The sequence below is a fragment of the Streptomyces sp. NPDC111628 genome (assembly GCF_055635195.1).
Window position 1 is genome coordinate 290,865 of the sequence record NZ_JBVKBZ010000005.1, and the last position, 18,319, is coordinate 309,183.

The following is an 18,319-nucleotide window of genomic DNA, read 5'->3' on the forward strand; positions in this document are numbered from 1 at the left end:
CGTGTCACGCTCCCCAGTCGGATACGCGGGTGGTCACACCGCCGGCGGCCAGGTCCACCGACCCGTCGAGGTGTGTCGCGGTGGGCGGCAGCCAGCGCACGGCGACCCGTTCGGGCGGCGCGCCGCGCACGGCGACGGCGGCGTTGTGCCGGGGGCCGGACGCCAGGTCCAGCAGCGTCCAGCCATCCGGCCGGCGGTCCTGGTCGGCGCCCAGGTAGTCCCGGGCGGGATCGCGGGACAGGCCGGTGCCCAGCGCCTTGAGGTAGGCCTCCTTGCGGGTCCAGATCCGGCCGAAGGCCGGGCGCCGCTCCTCGGGGCCCAGCCGTGCCAGCTCGGACTGCTCGTCGGGGTGCAGCGCCGCGGCGCACACCTCGACGGTCTCGGCCCGCGGCAGCCGCTCCACGTCCACGCCGAGGACGGCGCGGGAGACGGCCACCACGGCCATCCCGTGGCTGTGCGCCAGGGAGAAGTGCAGCGGCGGGTCGGGATGGCGGACGGCCGGTCTGCCGTGCGGTCCGGCGCACCCCGGGCAGGGCTCGCGCACGAACGGGACGCCCGCCGCGGGCAGCCCGAGGTAGGCGCCGAGCAGCCGGCGCAGCGCGATGTGCGCGGACGCGTACGTGACCCCGTCGGCGGGGCGGACGAAGGAGGCGGTGCGGCGGCGTTCCGGTTCGCTCAGCTCGTCCAGGGCGAGCGTCCCGGCCGCCGTGTCCAGCCGGGGGCGGCGCACCAGCCAGACGTCGAGGTGCCCGGGCACGGGCAGCCGCGGCGCGCCGGTCGCCGCGTCCGGCCGGTGCGCGAGCTGTCCGATCACGTCGTGCCCAGCACGTCGTGCGCGACGAGGTGGTCGCCGCGCCCGTCGTGCTTGTGGAGGCTGTCCTCGGGGCCGAGCTGCCCGGCCAGGCAGTCGATCAGCTCGGCCGCGCTGTTGGCCCGCAGCAGCCGGTTGAGGTTGACGTCGACGCGCAGCACGGACTCCATGCGGCGTTGCAGTTCGAGGCCGTTGATGGACCCGATGCCCAGGCTGTTCATGGGGCGCCCCACGGTGTCGATGGTGTCCGGCGGCACCCGCAGCACGCGGGCCAGTTCGCCCCGTACGTAGACGTCGATGAGGCGGGTGCGCTCGGCCGGGTCGCAGGCGGCCAGGTGCGCCAGGTCGGGCGGCTCCGGCTCGGCGACGTGGTCCCGCTCGAACTCGTAGTCGAGGTCGTCCAGGTCGTCCAGGTCGTCGAAGACCCAGTTCCTCGTGGTCAGATCCATGATCGTCCCCCGTCGTGGAGTGGAAGGAGTGAACGTCAGGTGCGGGGTGCGGCCGTGCGGCCCGCGGCGCCGGGACCGGCGAGTCCGAAGAGCGAGGTGAGCACGCCGAGACCGCCGAGCGCGGCCACCAGGGCCAGTGCCGGGCGGCAGGCGGCGAGCCGCGCCGCGGGCCCGCCGTCCCCGCCCGCACCGGCGAGCAGCGCCGCGACCAGCGCGACCGCGAGGACCGCGCCGAGTTGCACGGCGGTCTGGTAGAGCCCGCTGCCCGCACCGCGGTCGGCGGGCGCCAGCCCGGAGGTGGCCTGCACGTTGAGCGCGGCGAAGGACAGCACGAAGCCCAGCCCGACCAGCAGCAGCGTGGGCAGCAGCCGCCCGGTGTAGTCCAGGGGCCAGCCGGACCGCAGTTGCAGCAGACAGCCGGCGAACGCGCTGGCGGCACCGGCCGCGACGAGGCGCGGCGCACCGAACCGGGCGATCAGCCGCCCCGAGGCGAGCGCGGTGAGCGCCGGCGGCACGGCGGCCGGCAGCAGGGCCGCGGCCGCCACCGGCGGTGACCAGCCGGCGAGGGTCTGCGTCTGGTACGTCAGCACGAACAGCAGCCCGAGATAGGAGCCGTTGAGGCAGGCCGCGCCGAGGGCCGAGCGGATCAGGGCCCCGCTGCGCAGCAGCCGCAGAGGCAGCAGCGGGGCCGGCGCGGCGCGTTCCAGCGCCCGGAACCACACCAGCAGCAGGGCCGCCGCCGCCACGGACCCGAGGAAGCGGACGTCCCCCCAGCCGTGCCCGGGCAGCGCGGTGACGCCGTGCACGAGGGCGAGCAGCGCGCCCGTGAGGGCGGCCGCGCCCCCCACGCCGTAGTGCCGGGGGGTGGCCGGGCGGCCGCCCGGCGGGCCGTCGCCGCCGGGGACCAGGCGCAGCGCGGCGGCGAAGAGCAGCAGGACGACGGGGGCCGGGAAGGCGAAGGCCAGCCGCCAGCTGTACGTGCTCAGCCAGCCGGACAGCAGCAGGCCCGCGGTGAACCCGCCGGCGCCGAAGAGGGTGTAGACGGAGACGGCACGGCTGCGGGCACGGCCCTCGGGGAAGGCGGTGGCGATGATGGCCAGCCCCGTGGGTGCCGTCAGCGCGGCGCAGAACCCCTTGACCAGCCGGGTCGCGACGAGCAGCGCGGGCTCCTGGGCGAAGGCGCTGAGCAGGGAGGCGGCGGCGAACCCGAGGAGCGCCACCAGATAGACCCGGCGACGGCCCAGCAGCGCCACCAGCCGGGTCCCGAAGAGCATGAGGGCGCCGAAGCCGGCGGCGAAGCCGGTCATCGCCCACTGCGCACCCGTCAGGGGCAGCCCGAGGTCCGTGCCGATGGAGGGCAGTGCCACCACCGCCACGGACACCTCGAGCGCGTCGATGAGCATGTTGCCGGCGAGGACCAGCAGCAGCCCCCACAGCCGGGGGCTCCACCGTCCTTCCCCGGCGTCGGCCACCGGCCCGGGAACGGTCCTGGTCATGTCGTCAGCCCAGGAGGGTGCCGCCGCTGGCGTCGACGAAGGAGCCGGTGATCCAGCGGGCGTCGTCGGACACCAGGAAGGCGACGACGTCGGCGACGTCCTGCGGTTCGCCGACCCGGTTGAAGGCGGACAGCGCGGCCATCGCCTCGACCGCCTCGGGGACGTCGAACAGCGGGTTGCCGTTGCGGGTGATGCCCGGAGCGACGCTGTTCACCGTGATGCGGCGCGGGCCGAGCGACTTCGCGAAGTGCAGCGCGAGCTGCTCCACGGCGCCCTTGCTCATCGCGTAGGCGATCTCGTCGGGGTTGGCGAACCGGGTCAGTCCGGAGGAGACGTTCACGATCCGGCCGCCGTCGGGCATGTTGGTGAGCGCCCGCTGGATGATGAAGAACGGCGCCCTGGCGTTCACGGCGACGATCCGGTCGAACTGCTCCGGCGTGGTGTCCTCGGGCTTGACGCCGCCCATCACCCCGGCGTTGTTGACCAGGATGTCCAGTTCGGTGGAGCCGGTGCGCTCCTTCAGCCCCTCCTCCAGGGCGAGGAACAGCTCGTGCACGTCGCCGGGGGCGCCGAGTTCGGCCCGCACGGCGAACGCCCGTCCGCCGTCCCGCTCGATGCCGTCGACGACCTCGGCAGCCGCGTCCTCGTTGGTGCCGTAGTGCACGACGACGAGTGCGCCGTCGCGGGCCAGCCGCTCGGCGGTGGCCCGTCCCATGCCCCGGCTGGCGCCCGTGACGAGCGCCGTGCGTCCGGTCAGACTGCCCATGTTCTCTCTCCTGCCGTGAGGTCGTGCCGCTTGGTGTCGTGCCGCTTGGTGTCGTGCGGCTTGGTGTCGTGCGGCGGGGTGGCGTGCGGGGCGCGGCCGCCCGTCGGTGTGCCCGTCGCGGTGCGGGGCCGTTCCGGCCTCCTCGTCGGGGGCGAACCAGCGGGCGAGCGCCGTCCGCAGGCCGTCCGGTGCGTCGCCCGTCCAGGCGATGTGGCCGTCGGGGCGGACGAGGACGGCGGCGGCGTCCCGCAGCGGGCCGTCCCCGGCCGGCGGGACGGTCACGGTGTCGACGGCGCCCGCGAAGGGGCGTGCGGCGCGCACGAGGGCCTGGCGCGGGTCCCCGTCGCCGGTCGCCACGAGGAGCACCCCGCGGGCCCGGCGCAGGGCCTCCTGCGTGCTGCCGTGGTCGCCCGGGGGCGGGCCGGGCAGCCGCGCGCCCACCGGGGCCGGGTCCTCGTCTGCGCCGTAGCGGACGTCGAGACCGCTGATCAGTCCGGCCAGGTGCGTCCGGACCGGTTCGTACGGGATCAGTTCGCCGATCACCGAGCGCAGCGCCTCCACCTCGGGGCCGCCGAGCAGCAGGCGGGCCTGCGCGCGGATGGTGGACAGCACGCGCCGTCCGACCGCGTGCCGCTCCCGGTGGTACGTGTCCAGGAGGCCTTCGGGGGCCCGGCCGGACACGGTGGCCGCGAGTTTCCAGCCCAGGTTGACCGCGTCCTGGAGGCCCAGGTTGAGTGCCTGGCCGCCGATCGGCATCTGCTGGTGGGCGGCGTCGCCGGCCAGCAGGATCCGCCCCAGACGGTAGTGCTCGGCCTGCCGGGAGGCGTCCCCGAAGGAGTTCACCCACAGCGGGGTGCCGCCGGAGACGTCCTCGCCGGTGACGTCCCGCCAGGCCGCCACGACGTCCCCGAAGTCCGGTTCCCCGGCGCCGCGCGGCGGGGAACCGAAGCGGTGGACCATCACGCGGGTGACGCCGTCGCCGCGCCGGGCCGCGATCGCCAGCCCCTTCGGCAGCCGCTGGAAGCGCCGGTCGGGGATCGCGATGCCGTCGACGTCGGCGCGCAGCAGCTCCCGTTCGGCGTCGGCGCCCGGGAAGCCGATTCCGGCCAGCCGGCGTACGGCCGACCGCTCGCCGTCGCAGCCCACGGCGTAGCGGGCGGTGAACGTGGTGCGCCGGCCCGCGTGCTCGGCCACCACCCGTACCCGGTGGGCGTCCTGCTCGACGGAGACGACGCGGTGGCCGCGCAGCACGCGCGCCCCGAGGCGTTCCGCCCGGGCGCCGAGGACCGCCTCGGTGCGCACCTGCGGGACCTTCCACTGCCCGGGGTGGGAGCTGGGCAGCGTCAGATCCAGGGGGAGGCCGCCGAAGTGGCCCCGTGGCTCGCACGGCGGGAGCGGGTCCGCGAAGCCGCCGGGGGCGTCCAGCAGACCGCGCTGCCGGAGGATCTCCATCGTCCGCGCGTGCAGCGTGGAGGCGCGGGACTCGGTGGTCGGGGTGTCCAGCCGTTCCAGCACGGTCACCTCGGCGCCGCCGAGCCGCAGTTCGCCGGTGAGCATCAGCCCGACGGGGCCGGCGCCGACCACGACGACCTGCGGGGCGGCTGTGCCTGTGTCGGCCGTGTCGGCCGTGTCGGCACCGGACACGGGTCAGCGCCTCGCCTCGGCGTAGTCACGGGCATGGCCCAGCGTGGCCCGGCTGTTGGTGCTCAGCGCGGTGCGCACGTACTCGCGGGCCTCGGCGACCCCCGCCCCGGGTCCCAGGATCCGCTCGATGTTCTCGGGGCGCAGCACGACGGTGTGCTGCGAGGACGCGGTGGCGCCGGTGTCCGTGTCGCGGAAGGTCCAGTAGCCGGTGTGCAGGCTCATCAGGGCCGGCAGCGTGGTCTGCTTGTAGGCGATCTTCCGGCCCTCCAGGCACACCCGGTAGGACCGGGTGGTGTGGGTGGAGCCGTCCTTGGCCCGGGTGTCCATCTCCAGAGTCTGCAGGCCGGGGGTGTCCTCGGTGAGGCGCACGGTCGCCACGTGCGGCAGCCGCTCGGCCCACCGGCCGGCCTCGTTGACGAAGTCGTAGGCGTCCTTGGCGGAGCCGTCGATGGCGACGGTGTCCTCGAAGGAGAAGGTCAGTTCCTCGGAGGCGGTGGCGAGTTCGACGTTGGTCTTCAGCGCCGCGAGCTCCGTGCGGGAGTTGCGGTCGACGGCCTCCTCGATCCAGGCCAGGCCGGCGGGGTCGTCGTCGACTGCCGTGTAGTCGTGGAGCAGCCGGACGCGCGCGGTGTGCTCGCCGGCCGGCTCGACGATCCAGGTGCCGCCCATGGTGGCGACCGGGGGCGTGGAGACCTGCTGCCGGAAGGTGATCCGCAGGTTCCCGGGGTCCAGGACCCGGCGCGAGGTCCAGTTCTTGGCCTCGCCGTTGGCGGTGGCCCAGATCCTGATCAGTTCCTCGTCGCCGGAGTGCTCCAGGTGGTCGACGTAGATGGTCGGCGGGAAGACGCGCGGCCAGTTCGTCACGTCGGCGATCAGCCGGTAGACGTCGCCGGCCGGGGCCGAGACCGTGATCTCGTGCTCGACTTCCCGTGGCTCGGATGCGGACATGGGGGATCTCCTCGTCGGGGTGGGCGGTGGTGGCCGGGTCAGAAGTTGCCGAGGCCGCCGCAGACGTTCAGGGCCTGTGCGGTGATGGACGCGGCGGTGTCGGAGGCGAGGTAGCCGACGAGGCCGGCGACCTCCTCGGGCGTGGAGTAGCGCCCGAGCGGGATCTTGGCCTGGAACTTGTCGAGGATGGCGTCCTCGGTGGTGTCGTAGGCGGCGGCGTACCCGGCGCGCACGCGCTGCGCCATCGGCGTCTCCACGTAACCGGGGCAGACGGCGTTGACGGTGATGCCGGTGGGGGCGAGTTCGTTGCCGAGGGCCTTGGTGAAACCGACCACCCCGTGCTTGGAGGCGGAGTAGGGGGCGCCGAGGATCACGCCCTGCTTGCCCGCGGTGGAGGCGATGTTGATGATCCGGCCGCGGTCCTTGCCGCGCATGCCGCCGGTGGTCAGCACGGCGCGGGTCAGCCGGAAGACGCTGTTCAGGTTGGTCTCGACGACGTCGTACCAGAGTTCGTCGTCGATGTCGGCGGTGACGCCGCCGCCGGACCGGCCCGCGTTGTTGACCAGGACGTCCACGGTGCCGTAGCGGTCCACGGCGGACTGGACGAAGGTCTCGATGGACAGCGCGGAGCGGACGTCCAGGACGGAGCCGTCGACGTCGAGGCCCTCGGCGCGCAGTTCCTTCACGGTGGTGCTGACGTTCTCGGGATCGCGGGAGCCGATGAAGACCCGGTGCCCCTGCTCGGCCAGCAGCCGCGCGGCGGCGCGGCCGATGCCGCTGGTGGCCCCGGAGACGAGGGCGACCCGCTGATGCTTGTCGGACATGACTGGTACTCCCTTGTGGGTGCTGGGTGGACGGCCGCGTCCGGTGCCGCCGCGGCCGGGCCGGGACAGGCCCTGGGGTGACCCGGCCGCGGCGGGCAGTGGGGGGCCCGGGACAGGTGGGTCAGGCGGCGGCGGGCAGGCCGGCGAGCTGGGTGTTGACCAGGCCCAGCAGGGCCCGGGGCGTCTTCGCCTCGGTCACCACGGAGTCGTCGAGCGTGATGCCGTACTCCCGCTCTATGCGGCCGCAGGTTTCGAGGATGGCCAGGGACTCGTAGCTGAGCTCCTCGAAGTCGGTGTCGAGGATGTCGCCGTCGAGATCCACGCTCTCGTCGGCGCCTGCCGCCTCCAGCAGGACGCGCCGGAGGTCGTCGAGGGTGAAGGACTGCGTGGGCATGGGTGGGGTCCTCTCTGTCGGTGCCCCGCGTCCCGGGCGGGCCCCGGGGCGCGGACGGACGAACGCCCGCCGCCCGGTCCGGCGTGGGGGACACGGATGACGGACCGGGAGGCGGGCGCGTTGGGGGAGCACGGGAAGACCGGCCCCGCCGGAGCCGGGGGCGTGCGCCGGCCGGGCGGAGGGGAGGGGAGGCCGGGTGGCGTCCGGCGGCGGCCGGTCGTGCTCGTGGGGCGGGAGGTCAGGGGGTGCGGACGACCAGGGCCGAGTTGAAGCCGCCCTCGCCACGGGCGAGGACCAGGGCGGTGCGGAGGTCGGCGGGGCGCGCCTCGGTGACCAGGTCGAGGTCGTAGGAGGTGTCCGGGTCGACGTTGGTGGTGGCGGGGACGAGGCCGTCCCGGGCGGCGAGCAGGGCGGTCGCCACGTCCAGCGGGGCGGCACCCGAGTAGAGGCGTCCGGTCATCGTCTTGGGCGCGGTGACCGGCACGCCGTGCGGCCCGAAGACCGCGTTGAGCGCGTCCGCCTCCGCCCGGTCCAGCTCCGGCACCGCGGCCGCGTCCGCGAACACGACGTCGACGTCGCCCGCGTCCACGCCCGCGTCGGCGAGGGCGAGCTCGATCGCCTTGCGCAGGCCCGGCGGCCGGCCGCTGCCGGGGGCGGGGTCGAACGTGGCCCCGTAGCCGGCGATCTCGCCGTACACCCGGGCGCCGCGCTCGGCGGCCGACCGCTCCGACTCCAGGACGAGCAGCGCGCCGCCCTCGGCGGGCACGTGTCCGCTCGCCGCCGCGTCGAAGGGCAGGTAGGCCCGCTCGGGCTCCTGCGCGGTGGTCAGCCGGCCGCCGGCCAGCTGCGCCACCCAGCCCCACGGGCAGATCGAGGCGTCGATCGACCCGGACATGATCAGCCGGGTGCCCTTGCGGATCTGCCGCCGCGCGTGCGCCAGCGCGTCCAGCCCGCCGGCCTGGTCGGAGACGAGGACGCCGCTCGGGCCCTTCATGCCGTTGCGGATGGAGATCTGGCCGCTGTTGACGGCGTAGAACCAGGCGAAGGACTGGTAGGCGGAGACGTACTGGCTGCCCCGGCTCCACAGGTTGCGCAGCTCGCCCTGGCCGAACTCGAAGCCGCCGGAGCAGCTCGCGGTCACCACGCCCATGTCGTAGGCGGGCAGGTCGGCGGGCACGGTGCCGGCGTCGGCCAGCGCCCAGTCGGCGGCCACGAGGGCGAGCCGGGTCATCCGGTCGGTCTGCGCCAGCAGCCGGTTGGGCAGGTGGTCGGCCGCGTTGAAGCCGGGCACCTCGCCGGCCAGCCGCGCCGGGTACGAGGACGGGTCGAAGCGGGTGATGCGGGCGATGCCGCTCTTCCCGGCCCGGGTGGCCGCCCAGTAGTCGGCCGTGCCCAGGCCGTTGGGCGCGGCGATGCCGAGCCCCGTCACCACGGTCCGTGCGGTGGCCGTGCTCATGCGGCGCTCCTCTCCGGTCGGGCGAGCACCATCGCGCTCTGGAAGCCGCCGAACCCGCTGCCGACGGTCAGTACCGCGTCGGTGCGGTGCTCGCGCGCCGTCAGCGGTACGTAGTCGAGGTCGCACTCGGGGTCGGGGGTGTGCAGGTTGGCCGTCGGCGGCACCACGCCGTGCTCCATGGCGAGGACCGAGGCGGCGATCTCGATCGAGCCGATCGCACCGAGCGAGTGTCCGACCATGGACTTGATGGAGGACACCGGCGTCCGGTAGGCGTGGTCGCCCAGGCTCTTCTTGAAGGCGGCGGTCTCGTGGCGGTCGTTCTGCTTGGTGCCCGAACCGTGCGCGTTGATGTAGTCGACGTCCTCGGGGTTGAGCCGGGCCTCGTCCAGCGCGACCGTGATGGCCTCGGCCATCTCGGCGCCGTCCGGGCGCAGGCCCGTCATGTGGAAGGCGTTGCAGCGCGAGGCGTAGCCGGCGATCTCGGCGTAGATGTGTGCGCCGCGCCGCCGGGCGGCCTCCAGCTCCTCCAGCACGAACACCGCGGAGCCCTCGCCGAGCACGAACCCGTTGCGCGTGCCGTCGAAGGGCCGCGAGGCGTGTTCCGGGTCGTCGTTGCGGGGAGTGGTGGCCTTGATGGCGTCGAAGCAGGCCAGGGTGATCGGTGAGATGGGCGCGTCGGTGGCCCCGGCCACCACGGCGCACGCCGAACCCTCGCGGATCAGCTCCACGGCGTGCCCGACGGAGTCGAGCCCGGAGGTGCAGCCGGTGGAGACGACCGTGGCCGGGCCCTCGGCGCCCGCCGCCCACGCCACCTCGGCGGCCAGGGAGCTGGGCACGAGGTAGTTGTACAGGTGCGGCACGGCGTACCGGTGGTCCACCAGGTCGAGCCGGCCGCCGTCGCTGACGACGCGGTACTCCTGGTCGAGGCCCATGGTGGCGCCGACCGCGCTTCCGATGGTGACCCCGACCCGGTACGGGTCGGCGCCGGACAGGTCGAGTCCGCTGTCGGCGAGCGCCTCGCGGGCGGTGACCACCGCCAGTTGGGCCGCCCGGTCCATCCGGCGGATCTCCTGGGGACTCAGCCCGTGTTCCCCGGGGTCGAAGTCGATCTCGGCGGCGACCCGGGACCGGAAGGCGGAGGGGTCGAAGAAGGTGATCCCCCGGGTGGCGGTGCGGCCTTCGCTGAGCAGGCTCCAGAAGTTCTTCCGGCCCACCCCGCCGGGCGCGGTGACGCCGACGCCCGTGATGACCACTCGTCTGGCGCTCACGCCCGGCCCTCCCAGTCGTAGAAGCGGGTGGCGAGGGCGTCGGCGGGCGAGCGCCAGGTCGCGGGGTCGTACGCCTGGATGAACGGCTTGAGGTCCTCGCTGATCCGCACGAACCTGTCGTCGGTCTTGGCCTGCTCGATCAGCTCTCCGCCGTTGTCGCCGTCGAAGTCCTGAAGGTGGAAGTAGAGGCCGCGGTAGGCGAAGAGCTGGCGGCGCCGGGTGCCCATCAGGTGGGGCATCTCGGTGCCGTCGAACTCGCCGAAGAGCCGGGCGACCTCGGTGCTGCTGCCCGGGTCCATCCGGGCGACGATCAACGTGCTGTGCATGGTCTCTCCTCTGGGCGGGTGGGGCGGGTGCGGGCAGGCGGGTCAGCGGGCCGGTCCGAACCAGCGCTCCAGGGCCATGGGCAGGTCGGCGTGGCTGCCGGGAGCCGCCCAGGCCACGTAGCCGTCGGGGCGGACCAGTACGGAGGTGGTGCGGGCCAAGGCGCTGTCCTCGGGCAGTACGGGGGCGGCGGTGACCACATCGATCCGGTCCAGCCAGGGCCGGGCCCGCTCGCGCAGCCGGCCGTTGTCGGCGAGGTCCAGCAGCACACCGCGCCCGGCCCGCAGCGCCTCGGTGCTGCGGGACAGCAGCTTGTGGCCGCTCAGCTCCACGTCGGGCAGGCGGCGGCCGAGCAGCGGGTGGGAGCCGCCGTCGAGGTCGTAGTGGATCTCCAGGCCCGAGACCATCGCCGCGAAGTGCCGGCCGACCTCGGGGTAGCGGATCAGTTCGGTCAGTACGTCGCGCAGCGGCTGCACCTCGGGTCCGGACAGGAACAGCAGTCCCTGGGCCCGGGTGTTCATCAGCAGCCGTTCCCCGACCGGGTGGCGTTCGGCGTGGTAGCTGTCGAGCAGGGACTCGGGGGCCCGGCCGCGCACCACGGCGCCGAGCTTCCAGCCGAGGTTCACCGAGTCCTGGATGCTGGTGTTCATGCCCTGGCCGCCGGCCGGGAGGTGGATGTGGGCGGAGTCGCCGGCCAGGAGGACCCGGCCGCGCCGGTACTGAGAGACCTGCCGCGTGCCGTCGCCGAAGGCCGACAGCCACACCGGTTCGGCGTGCGAGATGTCGTCGCCGGTCAGCCGCTGCCAGGCCGCGGAGACCTCGTCCCAGGTCGGGGGCTGCTCGCGCCGCTTGGGCGGGGTGCCGCGCTCGCACACGATCAGCCGGGTGATCCCGCCGGGCAGCGGGCCGACCATGACCATGCCGCCTTCCAGGGTCTCGCCGATCATCCGCGGTTGCAGGTCCACGCCCTTGACGTCGGCGAGGTACATCTCCAGGGTCGAGGGCGTGCCGGGGAAGTCGAAGCCGGCCTTCTTGCGGATCACCGAGCGGCCGCCGTCGCAGCCGACCAGGTACTCGCAGCGCAGCCGCTGAACTCCGTCGGGGCCGTTCACCTCGACCTCGACGCAGTCCTCCTTCTCCGTGACGGACCGCACCTCGTGGCGGCGCCGCAGGTCGGCGCCGAGCCGGGTGCACCACTCCTCCAGCACGGTCTCGGTGACCGACTGCGGGACGCTCTTGGCCGCCTGGTGGGCGCCGTCCAGCACGCCGAAGTCCACCGGCAGGCCCCCGAAGTGGCCCACGTTGCTGACCTCGACGTCCCCGAAGCGGGACAGCAGGCCCCGCTGGTCGAAGACCTCCATGGTGCGTGCGGTGAAGCCGAGGCCCCGTGACTCTCCGGTGCGTGCGGCGAGTTTCTCCAGTACGACGACGTCGACGCCCGCGAGCCGCAGCTCGCCCGCGAGCATCATGCCGGCCGGCCCGGCGCCCACGACGATGACTTGTGCGTCCATGACACTCCTCGGGAACTCCCGCCGGGCGGGCGGGGCAGGGAACGGGTGTGGGGCGGATCAGCGGGACAGGCGCCCGATGGCCTGGTTCGCCAGGTGCGCGGCCGCCGCGTGCCGGGGATCGGGTGAGAACGCTCGTGGCGCACCGCGACCTCGGCGAGCTTGATGGTGTGCTCGTCGCCGATCTCCACGGCCCTTGCGAAGACCTCCGCCAGGGCGGGCGGGCCGGCCGGCGCCGGGGTGGCGATGCCGGGCGCCGCGCGGAACCAGTCGAGCATCGTGCGGCTGACCGCCCGCGCGGTCAGGTAGGACGGGCGGCGCTGGGCGGGCGGCAGGTGGTCGACCACCAGGCGCACCGCGGCGGGCCCGGTGACCGCGTGGATCAGGGGGATCGGATGGTGCTGGGAGACGGTGGTGTAGATCCCGGCGTACTCGGCGACGAGCGCGTCCAGGGCCCGCGCGACCTCGTCGCGGCCTCCGTCCCCGTCGTGCCCGGTGTCCGGGGCGCGTCCGGGTCCCGGCACGTCGTCGGGGTCGGCGACGATGCCGTGGGTCGAATGGCGTGCGGCCCAGTAGCCCAGGCCCTGGGCCAGTTCGCCCAGCTGGAACCGGTTGTGGCCGGGGGCGGCGGCCACGGCCCGGACCGCGTGCGCGGTACGGATCACCCCGTGCGTGAGCACCGCGGACATGCCGGGCAGCAGCCGGGGCCACCAGCGGGCCAGCACTTGGGGCCACGGGCTCAGCGCCAACTCCCTCTCGAACAGCGCCGTCCAGTCGGCCACCCGGGAGAAGTCTCCCAGCGCGGCCCGCCAGTCGGCGGGGTCGTCGGGATCGATGGGCCAGCGGCGCTCGGGCACGTCGTGATAAGAGCGGCTGCGCAGGTTCCGCTCGACCCACGCCGGCACCTCGTCGGCGTACCCCATGTGAGCCAGGGCCTCGGCGGCCATCGGAGCGTGGTTGACGAAGCTTCTGCCGTGCTCGAAACCGACCGGACGCAGACGCTCCAGCGCCTCGCTCACGGCCTCGGAGTAGCTGAGTGCTGCCACGGCCCTCAGTCCTTGATTTCGCAGATGGCGGCGCCGGAGGTGAGGGAGGCGCCGACTTCGGCGGTGAGGCCCTTGACGGTGCCGGACCTGTGGGCGTTGAGGGGCTGTTCCATCTTCATCGCTTCGAGTACGACGATGAGGTCGCCCTCCTGGACTTCCTGGCCCTCTTCGACGGCGATCTTGACGATGGTGCCCTGCATGGGGGAGGCGAGGGTGTCGCCGGAGGCGGCGGGGCCGGACTTCTTGGCCGCGCGGCGCTTGGGGCGGGCCCCGGCCGCCAGGCCGGTGCGGGCCAGGGACATGCCCAGGCTGGAGGGGAGGGAGACCTCCAGGCGCTTGCCGCCGACCTCGACGACGACCGTCTCCCGGCCCGATTCCTCGTCCGCCTCGGTGTCGGCGGGGGCGGTGAAGGGCTTGATCTCGTTGACGAACTCCGTCTCGATCCACCGGGTGTGGACGGTGAAGGGGCCGGTGGAGCCGGTCAGTTCGGGGGCGAAGGCGGGGTCGCGGACGACGGTGCGGTGGAAGGGGAGGGCGGTGGCCATGCCCTCGACGGTGAACTCGTCCAGGGCGCGGGCCGCGCGCTGGAGCGCCTCGGCGCGGGTGCGGCCGGTGACGACGAGTTTGGCGAGGAGGGAGTCCCAGGCGGGGCCGATGACCGAGCCGGATTCGACGCCGGCGTCCAGGCGGACGCCGGGGCCGGTGGGCGCGTCGAAGAGGGTGACGGTGCCGGGGGCGGGCAGGAAGCCGCGGCCGGGGTCCTCGCCGTTGATGCGGAACTCGAAGGAGTGGCCGCGCAGGGCGGGGTCGTCGTAGCCCAGTGGTTCGCCGTCGGCGATGCGGAACATCTCGCGGACCAGGTCGATGCCGGCGACTTCCTCGGTGACCGGGTGCTCGACCTGCAGGCGGGTGTTGACCTCCAGGAAGGAGATGGTGCCGTCCATGCCGACCAGGAACTCCACGGTGCCGGCGCCGACGTAGCCGGCCTCCTTCAGGATCGCCTTGGAGGACGCGTACAGCTCCTGCGTCTGGGCGTCGGAGAGGAAGGGTGCGGGGGCCTCCTCGACGAGTTTCTGGTGGCGGCGCTGGAGGGAGCAGTCGCGGGTGGAGACGACGACCACGTTGCCGTGGGTGTCGGCCAGGCACTGGGTCTCCACGTGGCGGGGCTTGTCGAGGTAGCGCTCGACGAAGCATTCGCCGCGGCCGAAGGCGGCCACGGCCTCGCGGACGGCGGAGTCGTAGAGTTCGGGGACCTCTTCGAGGGTGCGGGCGACCTTCAGGCCGCGGCCGCCGCCGCCGAAGGCGGCCTTGATCGCGATGGGCAGGCCGTGTTCCCTGGCGAAGGCGACGACCTCGTCCGCGCCGGAGACGGGGTCGGGGGTGCCGGCCACCAGGGGGGCGCCGGCCCGCTGGGCGATGTGCCGGGCGGCGACCTTGTCGCCCAGGTCCCGGATGGCGTGTGGCGGCGGGCCGATCCAGATCAGACCGGCGTCCCCGACCGCCTGTGCGAACTCGGCGTTCTCCGAGAGGAATCCGTAGCCGGGGTGGATGGCGTCCGCGCCCGACTCACGCGCGGCTTTGAGGACCTTGGCGATGTCCAGATAGCTGGTCGCGGGGGTGTCACCACCCAGGGCGAACGCCTCATCAGCGGCACGGACATGCAACGCGTCCCGGTCCGGATCCGCGTAGACGGCCACGCTCGCGATCCCGGCGTCCCGGCAGGCCCGGGCCACACGGACAGCGATTTCGCCACGATTGGCGATGAGCACCCTCCGCATGTCAGGACGCCTGCCGGGCGGTCGTCGGCGCGTCCGGGGCCGCGTGGTGGAACCGGCCGGCGCCGGACTGCAGCGGCCCCAGCGAACCGTCGAAGAAGACCAGCGGTTCGCGGCCCTGCTCCGGCGCTCCGAGGTCCACCACCTCGCCGACGACGATGTCGTGGTCACCGGCCGTGTGGACGTCGACCGTCGTGCAGGTCAGATGGGCCAGCGCCTCGCTCAGCACGGGCAGTCCGTCCGCGCTGAAGTGGTGCGGGACCCCGGCGAGCATGTCCGGCCGCCGCTCGGCGAAGTGCCGGGCCAGCGACTGCTGGCGGCCGGAGAGGAAGTTGACGGTGAACCCGCCGCTCTCGGTCAGCAGGGTGTGCAGCCGGGACCGCCGGTGCAGACAGAACAGGACGAGCGGGGGCTCCAGGGAGACCGAGGTGAAGGAGTTGACGGTCGTGCCGTCCGCCTCGCCCTCCGATCCGGTGGTGATCACGGTGACGCCGGTCGTGAACAGGCCGCACACACGGCGCAGGCCCAGGGGATCGACGGGCCGGCGCTGCTCGGGGGCGCGGGTCAGTGACCGCGCTGCTGCGGACATGGGCATCCCTTCCTGGCTCATGGCTCTTGGCTCTTGGCGGTGTCTGAGGGGGCTGCGCGGGTCAGAGGAGCTTGCGGACCTTGGAGCCGGCCTTGAGGATGCCGAGCAGGAACTCCCGGCCGACGCTGTTCATCTCGGCCGGCGCCTGCGCGGAGGCCCAGTACAGGAAGCGCGCCATCGTCACCGTCGAGGGGTAGATGAAGCGGCGGCTCTCGTCCTTCCAGCCGAAGACCGGGTTGACGACCGGGGACTCGTCGATCAGCTTGAAGACGATGTCGGCGGCCTCGTCACCGGTCAGCGCACCCGCCTCGTACTTCTCGCAGGTCTCCGCCGTGGCCTCCAGCAGCTGCTTGAAGGAGTCGCTCTGCGGCCACCACAGGCCCGGGTGGGGGACGTTCTCCAGCTCGTCGAAGTGCTCCTGACGGCCGTCGCGCAGATGCTTGAGGCGGGCCCGGGTGAGCCGCATGGTGCCGGGGGTGATGAAGGAACCCCAGATCCGGAAGACGGCGTTCCACAGCCGGAAGTGGGAGAAGGAGATGAACGAGCTGTTCACGAGCTCGTCGTTGTACTGGAGCAGCCCCTGCTCCAGGCGCTCGACGTACTCGAAGCGCTCGGCCGAGAAGTCGCCGTCCTTCAGGGCGGTCACCAGACGCGAGGTCAGCGCGTCCACCACTTCCAGCGTGTTCGACAGCCCCCGGGAGAACAGCGGGTCGAGGAAGCCGGCCGCGTGCGACATCAGGCACCAGCGGTCGCCGACGGTCTGTTTCGAGGAATACTGCAGCCGGTCGGTGGACACCCATTCCCGCACTCGGGTGGCACCGTCGAATTGCCGCTTGACTGCCGGATATTTGTCCAGGAAGAGCTGGAATTCCTGCTCCGCGGACAGGTCCTTGGGTTTCGGATAGGTGCGCTCGTCGATGGTCAGCGCGACGCTGCACAGCGGATTCCGGGACTTCTCGTGATTGTCGAACGGAATGATCCAGAACCAGCCGCGCTCGATGAGGTGGTGCATGGTGCCGGTGTGCCAGTCGGCCGGCGGGCGGAGTGCCGCGGGGTGCCCGCTGACGTCGTCGAACCGCTTGATGCCGACGTAGTGGGTGAACATCGACCGGGAGTGGTGCTTGAAGCGGGCCGGCTTCTCCCGCAGGTCGAGCTTGTCGGCGAGCGGTGAGCGGAACCCGGAGGCGTCCACCAGGTACTTCGCCCGGTACAGCTCGGGCTGGGCGCCGGGGGCGGCGCTCTTGCCGAGGACCGTCACGCCGTCGTCGTCGAAGTCGACCTCGCTCGCCCGCCAGTTCTGGCGGGGGGTGCAGCCGTACTTGATCGCCACGTGGAACATGAAGGCGTCGCTGTCCTGGCGGAACATGTGGCTGTTCTGGTGGAAGATCTTCGGCAGCGCCAGCTGCGTCGCCTGCCGGGGGTCGGGTTCCTTGCCGACCTCGTGCTTCATGAACCCGAAGTGCGCCTTGGTGCCGAACGTCGGGGCGATGTCCCGGGTGGAGGCCTGGACGCTGGCCAGGCTCTTCAGCTCGGGTATCCCGTGCCGTTCGGAGAGGATGTGGATCCACTCGACGAGCTGCGGGGTCATGGATTCGCCGATGGCGAAGCGGGGGTGCGCGGCCGCGTCGACCAGCAGGACCTTCGCGCCGTGCCGGGCCAGGATCGTCCCCGTCACGGAGCCGGCCAGTCCCGAGCCCAGGACGATGACGTCGAAGGTCATCTCCTCGGGGACGCCGGCCGGTTCGGGTATGCCTTCGGTCCGTGTCGCGACCATGAGCTGTCTCCTTCGTCGGGGCGGTGCACAGCGGGTTTCGGTGGTGGGCACGGCGGTGTGACCGCATGAAAAAAGGCCCTTCACTCCGTTTGGAATGAAGAGCCTTGGTACGGCTTCTGGAAGACTCTGGAAAGGGCATGCGAGAACCGCTGGATTAAGCGTGACAGCCTTTGCCCGGTGGGTCAACCCCCGGCCGGAACAGAAGGCGCAGAAATAGCGGAGAAGGCACTTCCGGAATGGGTGGGGGAAAGGAGTTTCAGCAGCAGGGTGCGCAATTCCTCCGTGCCGCCGGAACCGAGCAGGTCCGTCACGTCCGCCGCCAGGCCGGCCACGGCCCGCGCCACGGTGTCCAGCTTCTCCCGGCCGGTGTCGGTCACTTCGAGGGCGTAGCGGCGCCGGTCGTGCGGGTCGCGGCCCCGGCGTACGAGCTGCTGCTTGACCAGTTCGTCCACGAGCTGGGAGACGGCGGGCCCGGTGATCGCCAGCAGTTCCGCGAGCCGCTGCTGGGCGCAGGGCCCGAACGTCGCCAGGGCGGACAGCGGGCCGTAGTGGCGCACTCGCAGGCCGGTGCCGGCCAGCTTCTCGTCGCCGAGCCGGCGCAGCCGGTGGTGGGCCTGGGCCACCAGGTACTCGGTGCCCTGGACCAGGGACTGCGCGGACTCGGGCAGCAGACGGGCGAGGAGGGCGTCGAGCCGGGCGGTCTCGTCGGGGGTGAGGACGGAGGTGAGCAGGGCGTCCCGCTCGGCCACCGCACGCCGCCGGACGTCCAGTGCCCGGCGGCCCTCATCCGTCAGGGAGAGCACGTACTGGCGACGGTTGTCGGGGTTGCGGGTGCGCCGGACCTCACCGCGCTCCTCGAGGCGGTCGATGACCGACACCATGATGGTGCGGTTGATGCCGAGCCGCTCGGCCAGGTCGAGCTGGGACTCCCAGTCGTGGCCGGTGAGCGCGTCCAGGACCAGGAAGTCGCGGGAGTCCGCGTCGCCGCCGGTGCCGGTCGAGGAGAACTGGGCGTGGACCCGGCGCAGGAGGTATCCGATGAAGTCGGTGAGTGCCTCCGGGAGTACACCGGGGACTTCCGCGGTCTCCTCGGTCCGTGTGACGGGGCCTCGCCCGGCGTCGCGTTCATACCGCAAGAACAGCACCTCCTGCCCGAGTATACGGGCGGTGTCCGGGAGCATCCGGTGGCGTGTGCCGCCCCGCGGTCCTGTGGTCGGGGGCTCCGGCGGCCCGCCCCGGGGGACAAG

The 18,319-nt window shown here is 73.1% G+C and carries 16 protein-coding genes; all 16 read right to left on the bottom strand.

Features of this window, described 5'->3' with window-relative positions; genetic code table 11:
• Window positions 1-4 precede the first annotated feature (4 nt).
• The 16 genes from ACZ7MF_RS27155 to ACZ7MF_RS27230 all read right to left on the bottom strand — a co-directional run bounded on the left by ACZ7MF_RS27155 (window position 5) and on the right by ACZ7MF_RS27230 (window position 18,208).
• Window positions 5-814 (bottom strand): 4'-phosphopantetheinyl transferase family protein, encoded by an 810-nt coding sequence (locus ACZ7MF_RS27155; protein ID WP_471480469.1) that lies wholly within the window; start codon window positions 812-814, stop codon window positions 5-7.
• On the bottom strand, window positions 811-1,260 hold the full coding sequence (locus ACZ7MF_RS27160; RefSeq protein WP_471480471.1) for an acyl carrier protein: 450 nt from the start codon (window positions 1,258-1,260) through the stop codon (window positions 811-813). Before ACZ7MF_RS27160 ends, ACZ7MF_RS27155 begins: the two co-directional genes overlap by 4 nt.
• A 35-nt stretch (window positions 1,261-1,295) precedes the next feature.
• The gene (locus ACZ7MF_RS27165; protein ID WP_471480473.1) at window positions 1,296-2,756 is read right to left on the bottom strand and encodes an MFS transporter; all 1,461 of its coding nucleotides are present in this window, start codon (window positions 2,754-2,756) and stop codon (window positions 1,296-1,298) included.
• A gap of 4 nt (window positions 2,757-2,760) precedes the next feature.
• Window positions 2,761-5,079, bottom strand: coding sequence for an SDR family oxidoreductase (locus tag ACZ7MF_RS27170; RefSeq protein ID WP_471481204.1), 2,319 nt, complete (start codon window positions 5,077-5,079; stop codon window positions 2,761-2,763).
• A 90-nt stretch (window positions 5,080-5,169) separates the two neighbouring features.
• Window positions 5,170-6,114: an aromatase/cyclase gene (locus ACZ7MF_RS27175; RefSeq protein ID WP_471480475.1), complete on the bottom strand. Its 945-nt coding sequence runs from the start codon at window positions 6,112-6,114 to the stop codon at window positions 5,170-5,172.
• 38 nt (window positions 6,115-6,152) lie between these two features.
• The gene (gene fabG / locus ACZ7MF_RS27180) at window positions 6,153-6,938 is read right to left on the bottom strand and encodes a 3-oxoacyl-ACP reductase FabG (protein WP_115743051.1); all 786 of its coding nucleotides are present in this window, start codon (window positions 6,936-6,938) and stop codon (window positions 6,153-6,155) included.
• Between the two features lie 121 nt (window positions 6,939-7,059).
• Window positions 7,060-7,332 carry an acyl carrier protein gene (locus ACZ7MF_RS27185; protein WP_385362860.1) on the bottom strand — a complete coding sequence of 91 codons (273 nt, stop codon included), beginning with the start codon at window positions 7,330-7,332 and terminating at the stop codon, window positions 7,060-7,062.
• Between the two features lie 238 nt (window positions 7,333-7,570).
• Window positions 7,571-8,788, bottom strand: coding sequence for a ketosynthase chain-length factor (locus ACZ7MF_RS27190; RefSeq protein WP_471480477.1), 1,218 nt, complete (start codon window positions 8,786-8,788; stop codon window positions 7,571-7,573).
• Window positions 8,785-10,056, bottom strand: coding sequence for a beta-ketoacyl-[acyl-carrier-protein] synthase family protein (locus ACZ7MF_RS27195; protein WP_471480479.1), 1,272 nt, complete (start codon window positions 10,054-10,056; stop codon window positions 8,785-8,787). Before ACZ7MF_RS27195 ends, ACZ7MF_RS27190 begins: the two co-directional genes overlap by 4 nt.
• Entirely contained in the window at window positions 10,053-10,382 is a 330-nt protein-coding gene (locus tag ACZ7MF_RS27200; protein ID WP_061443596.1) for a TcmI family type II polyketide cyclase, read from the bottom strand. The genes ACZ7MF_RS27195 and ACZ7MF_RS27200 overlap by 4 nt, the downstream gene beginning before the upstream one ends.
• A 42-nt stretch (window positions 10,383-10,424) precedes the next feature.
• Window positions 10,425-11,891 (bottom strand): FAD-dependent monooxygenase, encoded by a 1,467-nt coding sequence (locus tag ACZ7MF_RS27205; RefSeq protein ID WP_387066856.1) that lies wholly within the window; start codon window positions 11,889-11,891, stop codon window positions 10,425-10,427.
• A complete protein-coding gene (locus ACZ7MF_RS27210) occupies window positions 11,846-12,934 on the bottom strand; it encodes a hypothetical protein (RefSeq protein ID WP_471480482.1) in 1,089 nt (362 codons plus the stop codon). Before ACZ7MF_RS27210 ends, ACZ7MF_RS27205 begins: the two co-directional genes overlap by 46 nt.
• Window positions 12,935-12,939: 5 nt before the next feature.
• Complete coding sequence (locus ACZ7MF_RS27215) at window positions 12,940-14,712, bottom strand: acetyl/propionyl/methylcrotonyl-CoA carboxylase subunit alpha (RefSeq protein ID WP_471480484.1); 1,773 nt, start codon at window positions 14,710-14,712, stop codon at window positions 12,940-12,942.
• Window position 14,713: 1 nt separating this feature from the next.
• Window positions 14,714-15,298, bottom strand: a complete 585-nt coding sequence (locus ACZ7MF_RS27220; protein ID WP_115743045.1) for a flavin reductase family protein — start codon at window positions 15,296-15,298, stop codon at window positions 14,714-14,716.
• A 61-nt stretch (window positions 15,299-15,359) separates the two neighbouring features.
• Window positions 15,360-17,072 carry an NAD(P)/FAD-dependent oxidoreductase gene (locus ACZ7MF_RS27225; protein WP_471480486.1) on the bottom strand — a complete coding sequence of 571 codons (1,713 nt, stop codon included), beginning with the start codon at window positions 17,070-17,072 and terminating at the stop codon, window positions 15,360-15,362.
• Window positions 17,073-17,254: 182 nt separating this feature from the next.
• Entirely contained in the window at window positions 17,255-18,208 is a 954-nt protein-coding gene (locus tag ACZ7MF_RS27230; protein WP_471480488.1) for a MarR family winged helix-turn-helix transcriptional regulator, read from the bottom strand.
• Between the last annotated feature and the right edge of the window lie 111 nt (window positions 18,209-18,319).

Bases quoted from the DNA above. Each gene is read 5' to 3' on its own strand.
- ACZ7MF_RS27160 (WP_471480471.1), bottom strand. From the start codon at position 1,260: ATGGATCTGACCACGAGGAACTGGGTCTTCGACGACCTGGACGACCTG.
- ACZ7MF_RS27165 (WP_471480473.1), bottom strand. From the start codon at position 2,756: ATGACCAGGACCGTTCCCGGGCCGGTGGCCGACGCCGGGGAAGGACGG.
- ACZ7MF_RS27170 (WP_471481204.1), bottom strand. From the start codon at position 5,079: ATGCTCACCGGCGAACTGCGGCTCGGCGGCGCCGAGGTGACCGTGCTG.
- ACZ7MF_RS27175 (WP_471480475.1), bottom strand. From the start codon at position 6,114: ATGTCCGCATCCGAGCCACGGGAAGTCGAGCACGAGATCACGGTCTCG.
- fabG (WP_115743051.1), bottom strand. From the start codon at position 6,938: ATGTCCGACAAGCATCAGCGGGTCGCCCTCGTCTCCGGGGCCACCAGC.
- ACZ7MF_RS27185 (WP_385362860.1), bottom strand. From the start codon at position 7,332: ATGCCCACGCAGTCCTTCACCCTCGACGACCTCCGGCGCGTCCTGCTG.
- ACZ7MF_RS27190 (WP_471480477.1), bottom strand. From the start codon at position 8,788: ATGAGCACGGCCACCGCACGGACCGTGGTGACGGGGCTCGGCATCGCC.
- ACZ7MF_RS27200 (WP_061443596.1), bottom strand. From the start codon at position 10,382: ATGCACAGCACGTTGATCGTCGCCCGGATGGACCCGGGCAGCAGCACC.
- ACZ7MF_RS27205 (WP_387066856.1), bottom strand. From the start codon at position 11,891: ATGGACGCACAAGTCATCGTCGTGGGCGCCGGGCCGGCCGGCATGATG.
- ACZ7MF_RS27215 (WP_471480484.1), bottom strand. From the start codon at position 14,712: ATGCGGAGGGTGCTCATCGCCAATCGTGGCGAAATCGCTGTCCGTGTG.
- ACZ7MF_RS27220 (WP_115743045.1), bottom strand. From the start codon at position 15,298: ATGTCCGCAGCAGCGCGGTCACTGACCCGCGCCCCCGAGCAGCGCCGG.
- ACZ7MF_RS27225 (WP_471480486.1), bottom strand. From the start codon at position 17,072: ATGGTCGCGACACGGACCGAAGGCATACCCGAACCGGCCGGCGTCCCC.